General features: G+C 49.9%; 1 protein-coding gene. It reads left to right on the forward strand.

From position 1 onward, the window contains the following. The first annotated feature begins 33 nt into the window (after window positions 1–33). Window positions 34–6693, forward strand: a complete 6660-nt coding sequence (sprA, locus tag Q4A14_RS03560) for a cell surface protein SprA (RefSeq protein WP_303169988.1) — start codon at window positions 34–36, stop codon at window positions 6691–6693. The last annotated feature ends 1480 nt before the right edge of the window (window positions 6694–8173 follow it).

Below are 8173 nucleotides of genomic sequence, written 5' to 3' on the forward strand. Positions count from 1 at the left end.
TCCTCCTTTTGGAGCCCCTGCTACACCGACAGCATGCGACGGCTACTACTACTTTTCTTTGCATCGACCCTTTGTCCTTTATTGATATGGGCACAGGACGTTGCGATCCAAGACTCTGTCGTCTATAATCCTCGCGGAGGTCTGTATCTGCGATATGTGAGGATGACAGAGGGAGAGGCTATGCGCCTGAGGCAGGTATTTACCCCCAAAGAGTATGTAGAGTGGCGGAAGACGGAACTGAACAGGCGATATGCCTTGGGACTCAAGGTAGACAGTGTCGCTCTGCCAACTTTCCTGAAAGATACTTTGGCCGACAAAGGCAAACCTAAGATGAAGTTTGACCTCATCGGAGACATCATGCTCTCTCTCGGGGGAAAGGAAGTATCGGAGGACAATCCCTCTGTGCCCGAAGCCCTCCGCAAGAGGAGTCATGTAGACTTCAAACAGAGTATCAATGTGCGTGCCACTGCGACCTACGGAGATCATCTCAAACTGGATGTAGGATACAATACAGAGACGACTCTTTGGGGGGAAGCCCGACGCCTCAACCTGTCCTACAATGGTGCGCCGCATGAAGCGATCAAAAGCCTCGAAGTGGGAGACATATCCTTCGTCTCTGCCAACCCTTTGATAAAAGGACTCTCTCCGCTATTCGGGATCAAAGGAGAGGTAAATCTCGGGGGGCTCAACATCAAGACATTTGTAGCCAAGCGAGAGGGGGCATCGCGACGCATGACGGTACGTGGAGGCAGACAGGTGCGTCCATTTGTACTGAGAGGCTCCTCATACGAGCATTCGAGACACTTCTTTTTATCCGAATTCTTTGCCCGCAGATACGATGAGGCGCTGAGAGACCTCCCTGTGATGCACTCGGAATTATATATAGAACGAGTACAGGTCTGGGTGACAGCAAGAGCTCACGAGCGTATACCTCGTGTGATCGAGCAGGTCGGCGCATTGGCATCACTGAGTACTTCGTCGGACAGCCCGCCCAACAACGAAGAGGACGGACTCTACCTGACCTTGGCACAACAAGACCTCTCGGCATGGAGGAGCAGGATGTCTTCGTCGCGTGAGATAGAGATGATGGAGGGCGCAAAGCGACTGCCCGAAGAGGCTTACAAGATCAACAGACAACTCGGCTACATATCTCTGAATATCCCCCTTGCCGACAACGAAGCCCTTGCAGTGAGTTATGAGTACACTTATGGAGGACGGCGCTATCGTGTGGGAGACTTTGCAGAAAATGACTCGGGGTCGGATCTCATCGTTGCAGCACTCATATCGACGAAGTCCAAAGAGCCATCATCTCTCGTGTGGAACCTCATGATGAAAAATGCCTATGCCATACCGGGAGGCGGTCGGAGACTCAGACGTGAAGACCTCAAGGCAGAGATAGTCTATAAGGACTTTGCAAGCAACACCGAGCGAAGAAACATCACAGAAGGAACCTCTGCAGGTCGCTCCTGGTCAGAGGTCTTTGGTTGGGACAAAAGTGACAGCCAAGGCGGAGGCACACCTGACGGACAGTTTGACTTCTTGGAGGGAGCGACGGTGGATAGTGAACTCGGGGTCTTGTTCCTACCTTCTCGTCGCCCATTGGAGAGTGTCCCCAAGACAGTCAATGGCACGGACTCGTACTATCCCGTATACTCTCGGCTATACGACGCTACACAGGCAGTAGCTCAGAGACTTACTGACCTTGATATCTTCAGCATCAGAGGAGAATACTCGTCAGAGACACAGACGACAATATACCTCGGCAGTGGAGATATAGCTCCGGGAAGTGTATCTCTGACGACTCAGGGAAGACAACTGCAGGAGGGAAGCGACTTTTCCATCAATTATGCCTCCGGCGAACTGACCCTTCTGACTTCGGGCACTCTATCCTCGGAGGATATCGAAGTGATCATCGAAGAAAGAGACAGATCCTCTCGAAAAGACAAGACCCTCCTGGGTGTCGAAGCCAACTATGCATTTTCGCCCAATCTCTCTGTAGGAGCTACGGCTCTCGACTACAGAGAGCGAGGATTGCATGAACGCATCCGATGGGGCGAAGAGCCCGTGCACAACAGAATGTGGGGTGTACATTTGGACTATCGGAAGACCTCCGCGCGTTGGACAGAGTGGCTCAACACCCTGCCTCTTTTGGAACTCAACGAACCCTCATCCCTCTGCCTGCGAGCGGCTTATGCCAAGTTTGAGACCGTGGACAACGAGAATCAGGATGTGGTCATCGAAGACTTTGAGCAAAATACAACTGCCTATGATCTCCTTGACCCTTTGGCATGGAGTTTGGCTTCTCCTCCGACAGGGACGATATCACCTCTCGATGCCGACAATCGGGCATTACTGTCATGGTACAGCATAGACCCTCGGTTGGTGAGAGAAGGTCTCGGCAACATCATGCCCGAACATATACGGCAGGATAAAGCGATGCGAAACAATCCTTTTGTGAGAGAGATCCAGCACCATGAACTCTTTCCCACAGGGGATCACTCCCCACTGTCCGATAGTTATCTGAATACCGTCAACCTCTCTTTCTATCCGAAAGAAAGAGGCCCCTACAACCTATCCACGGAGGGACTCGATGCCGAGGCGTATTTCACTCATCCGTCCAAGATGTGGGGAGGAATGATGCGGGCGTTGCCTGTCCGGGATTTTGAAGCTGCACGAATCGAGTACATCGAGGGTTGGTTCATGGATCCTTTTGCAGATGGGAGTCCGGCACAGAGTGGCGAACTCTTCATAGACCTCGGGCGTATCTCGGAGGACATCCTGAGCGACGGAGCCAATGTGTACGAAAGTGGTCTGCCATCATCCCTACACCCGGAGAACAAGGTCTACGACATCCCTCTTGGCATTGCCCCTACCGGTCAGGGACAGGTATATGCTTTTGCGCCTTCCTCTTCGGGAGAAGAGAGTCGCCAGGATGTAGGGTTCAATGGGATATCTTCGGACAGAGAAAGAAAGCATCAGGCTTATGCTGACTTTCTCGACAAGATGAGCAGTTATTCAGAGTCCGCTCGTTGGAAAAGACCGAATGAATATGCCCCTTATCACCCGAAAAGAGACCCTGCAGGGGACGATTATGTATTCTATCTCGGTCGATTTTGGGACGAAGACAAAGCTGACATCCTCACACGCTACAAGTACATCAACGGTGTCGAAGGGAACTCTACTTCGATCACGATACAAGGGCAACAGGCTGCACGCACATGGACACCCGATGCCGAAGACTTGGACGGAGATATGCAGATGGATCGTACGGAGGACTTCTTCCGTTACAAAGTCTTGATAAACAAGGGTGCACTCAAGGTAGGACACAATCACATCGTCTCCCAACAAGTCGTCAAATCCCAAACCACCGATGGTGCGACAAAAGATGTGACATGGTACAAGATCCGCATACCCCTCGCCCGGTACGCCGAACGCATCGGGACTAATCCCACACTCAGGGACATAAGGGGGATGAGACTCTTTGTCAAGGGTTTTGATGAGACGGTACACTTGCGCTGGGCTGCCCTCAGACTTGTGCGTAGCGACTGGACTGTCTTTGATACTCCTCTGGATATCAACGACAAACTTAACAGTTCGGTGGCTTTGGGAGTACTCAGTATCGAAGAGGACAGCGGTCGGCAACCCATTCCCTATGTACTCCCTCCCGGGATCGAACGCCGACGCGACCGTCAACCCACCGGTCCCGTCCTCCGGGACGAACGCTCACTAAGTCTCAAGATCGACAACCTCGAGGCTCGTCAGTCCGTGGCTATCTACAAGCCCTTCGGACATGATCTCCGACACTACGAGAAGCTCAAGATGTTTGCCCATGCAGAGTCCCCCATCGATGATCCCAAACTACTTCAGGACAATTCGCTCGAACTATTTATCCGCCTTGGCAGGGACTACACCGAAAACTACTATGAGTACCGACAGCCGCTGAAAGTCACGCACTTTGGCAAAGACGGAGGCATTCACCTCAGCATCTATGATATATGGCCGAGCGAAAACAACATAGACATTTCCCTCAAAGAGCTTAGTGATCTGAAAAAGCAAAGAGACGTCGCCATCGGGCATGACATCTCTATCCCGTTTGAGTCACACTCTTCCCAACATACCGCCGCCACAATATCTGTCAAGGGACATCCCTCACTTGGCGATGTCACTGCCGTGATGATAGGGGTGCGTTCTGTGGTAGATCACACCCTGAGAGGCGAAGTGTGGATCAACGAACTACGTGTTTCCGGAGCTCAGGACAAAGGGGGATATGCCCTCACTGCACTCGCAGACCTGAGGCTTTCAGACTTGGCACGCATCGAAGTGAGCGGTACCCGACACGGTTTAGGCTTCGGAGCGATAGATAGCAACATCCGTCATCTCAACATGGATGACAGGCGCACCTTTGATGTCAGTGCGGAGCTCAAGCTCGATAAGTTCTTCCCAACCTCATGGAAAGCCTCTATCCCTGTCAAGTACGCCCATTCGTACCGTCGTCTTTCCCCCAAATACGATCCCATAGCAGATGATATACTCTTTGACGAAAAGGCATCTGCGCTCCCCTCGGCAGATAGGCGAGCATACGAACTCAAGGTTTCACAGATAGAGAGACACAGTCTCCTGAGTGTGGAGGACATACACTTTGACATCAAAGACTCCGTACCCAAGTTTTGGAATCCCTCACACCTCCGTCTGGCTTATCGTCAAGAAAAGTCCTCGGGCTCTTCGCCCCAACTCTTGGGCAGTTACCGCAGAGAAGCATATGCCCATCTCACCTACGGATTTACGGCACGACCTAAAGGCATTACCCTCCTTGACAACCTTCATCTCTTTCCTTATCCTCAAGAGTGGTATCTCTCATCCCGATGGAGACGCTCCTTTGATCACCGGAAGCAGAGGGACAAAGCCATCATGGAGGACTCCGAAGCCGTATCACACTATCTCTATCACAGATTTGACTGGGAACGCAATCTGCGCATAGGCTGGCGTATGTTTGAGGTACTCCAACTCTCGTGGGACAGTACCACAAGTGCCCTCATTGATGAGCCTTTCGATGACGATCTCGCGAGACACAACGATGTATCGTTCAGAATACTCTCCGATACCATCGTGCACTCACTCCTCCACCTCGGCACAACCAATAGTTATAACGGACGTGGCAGCGTATCTCTACACCTACCAACCTTTGAACGCAAAGGGCTGAAAGGGTTGTCCGGTTCTCTGACACTTCACAGTATCTACCGCTGGGATCGAGGACCTCTCTCTCTACGGAACAACACGACGGGGCACAATGTCCGTCAGACAACGACTCGTGATGCCTTCGTCTCCTATCATTTCATGCCGTGGTTGAGTCAGCTCACCATGCGGTTGAGAGACACGTGGGGCAGTCATCTGCCCGGCTTCCGGCCCGAAGCAGGAGACTTCTTCGGTATCTCCGTATCACGGGGAAAGGTAGCTCCGGGGATAGGCTATATGTTTGGGATGGGCAATGACGAAAGACACATCAGGCACATCATAGATGCCTCATGGGTCATCTCCGATCAAAATCGCCAACGCCCCCTATCATGGTACCACAATGCAGATTTTGAGAGCGAAATCACTGTCGAACCACTTTCCGGCCTGCGCCTCTCAATCCTCTTGGCACGTACCCACCACCAACGCTCGGAACTCCTACCCTCTCAACCCGATGACAGACCTCGACAGACGGGACTTATATCTTACAGCACGATAGGGTTGAAGGGCTTCTCTGGTAAGCCTCTGAGAGAGAAAGGGTACTACTCTGTCATCTTCAGAAAGTACCAAGAAGCTATCCTTGATCACCAAAAGAGATTGCAGGGCGAATACTCTGCAGCCCCTTCGCCACATGCACCCACACTCTCCGGACTCATCACCCCCACCCATACGGATATCCTTGCCGGAGCATTTATCGACACCTATACATCATCCCTCAGCCATCGAGGTAAGGGGATACTGCCTTCGTTCGCTTCTTTGATGCCCAATTGGGACATCCGCCTTGATCTCACAGCCCTCTTCCCCGGTATCAAGAAGAAACTACCAAAGCTCTCTCTCCGGCACCATTATCGAGGTCGCATGGAGATCAATAGTTATCAGGTGCGCTCCGGCTGGCACAGTCTGTCCGCTGATGATCATCTCGGGTATAGTCAAGAGGGAAATTCCACCCTCCGCCCCGGGGGATTGTTTGAGGCCCTTTCGATCACGCAGAGGGACGAACTCTCCCCCCTATTCGGCTTTGAGATCGGGCTCAAGCATGGGCTGAGCATAGATTTGAGATACAACAAAATACGCGAGCTCTCACTGCTCCTCCAGTCGGCTCGACTCCTCGAAAACTACCGCAACGAAATACTATCTACCCTGCGCTACCGCACATCCATACCATCGCTGCTCCAAGTTTTCAAAAAAGAGAAGGTGGATAAGTCTTTGCTCACCCTCCAATACTCAGTGACTCTGGGGCACAACTATGTCCTATCCCGAGATCTCGCAAGGGACATCTCCCAATCCACACAAGGGATGCACACCCTGACGAGCAGAATAGCCATAGACTATGCCATCACCAAAAACATTGCAGTAAGAGGGTTTTATGACATGGACAAGCGTACACCTCTGGTCTCTGTGCGCACCTATCCTTATGAGTCTCATGCTTATGGAATCATGCTTCGCCTCAATCTCCACCCTTGATCCCCCTCACGACTCAAGCCCAACCAAACCCAAAATAAGTGCCGCTTGTTCCACCCAAATTGACACCTTTTGTAGCAGCTTCAGTTTCTAGAGCAAAAGGATTTTCTTCAATAATTTTTTGCAGCTCATGATAATAATAATTTAAAAGTAACTGTAATGTGTCAGGTCATACCCGACACAAATCTTTTCTCACAAAAGTCAATGAATTACACTCTGCCAATCGGCAGCTTGAGGTCATGTATAAATCCACGCTTATAAATAATTTTCATCTAATTGACACTGAAAATGTACCTTGAAGGAATTAAAACTACGTTGCTATCTTGTAGCGAGACAAGGTCTGAATCTATTAATCGCACCTTGAAGGAATTAAAACTTAGCGCCTCCTCTAGAGGTGAAATTTAAGGTCTGTTAATCGCACCTTCTCCAAAATTTTTCTTTGGATCATTCTTTTGGGACGGACTGTATTAGCTTGGTGAATATTTTGTTTGTTGTAGGATTTTTCTTGCATTGTTCTGCCTAAGTTCACATTGGAAGTGCAAAATAGCTGAATTGGAATGTGGTGCCGCCTAAACCACCGAGGGGTTACAGGGGGACGTTTCCCCCTGTATTTGCAGGTTCAAGATAAAATAAAAGGAGAGGCCCGGAAGTGCCTCTCCAATAGTTCGATTATCTTTGAATCATGAAGAACAAATAACTGAACTGCCGGAAAAGGTACGAAATCTCAGCATTTCTTCGAGCAGGTCTGAGACGATCAGAAATCGTTTGCCAACTTGAAGGCTCTCCGAGTCCTATTTCTCGAGATATTGCCCGTAACAGCACAGAAAAGCGAAAGAGTTATAATCCCGAGACCGCTCAGAAATATGCGGACATTCGCAAAAAACGGGTGCGTAGAAACAGGCGCATATCCGAGAGTGTCAAAAGGAAATCCCTGAAACTCTTGGAAGAAAAGCAATGGTCTCCAAAACAAATTTCCGGTTATCTCTCACTTCAAGTAGAGAAGGTCTCTCATGAAAGCATATACCGTTGGGTAAGAGAAGATAAGGCTCAAGGACAAATCCGCTCAAGAGGAGAATTGAAAACTGTGGGCATTGTTCGTCCCCTATAAGGCTGTAATCAAGATCATTGTGACCTATAATGGAAGCGAGTTTTCAGGATATCGACAGATCACGGGACGCCTTGGTCCGCCTGTTTTCTTCACCGATCCTTATTCTTCTTGGCAAAAAGGAGCGATAGAACACGCAAGCAAATTGCTCAGGCAATATATCCCGAAAACTGCAAATTTTGATCTCATCTCTTAGAAACAAATCGATAAATTCTGTACGTTGATTAACGCCGGACCAAGAAAAAAAACTGAATTTAAGTCCCCGGCTCAAGTTTTCTTCAGTCTGTTACCTTAAAATTTGCGCTTGATACTTGAACCTGCACGGGAATAATTTTTGGCATTGGTATTGTAAGAATGAAAAGTTGTAGTTAACTTTGC

Source organism: Porphyromonas sp. (assembly GCF_030529325.1).
In the GTDB taxonomy this organism is placed as follows: Bacteria; Bacteroidota; Bacteroidia; order Bacteroidales; family Porphyromonadaceae; genus Porphyromonas_A.

What these genes read in the sequence shown, in the direction of transcription:
- sprA (WP_303169988.1), top strand. Translation starts at nt 34, where the DNA reads ATGCGACGGCTACTACTACTTTTCTTTGCATCGACCCTTTGTCCTTTA.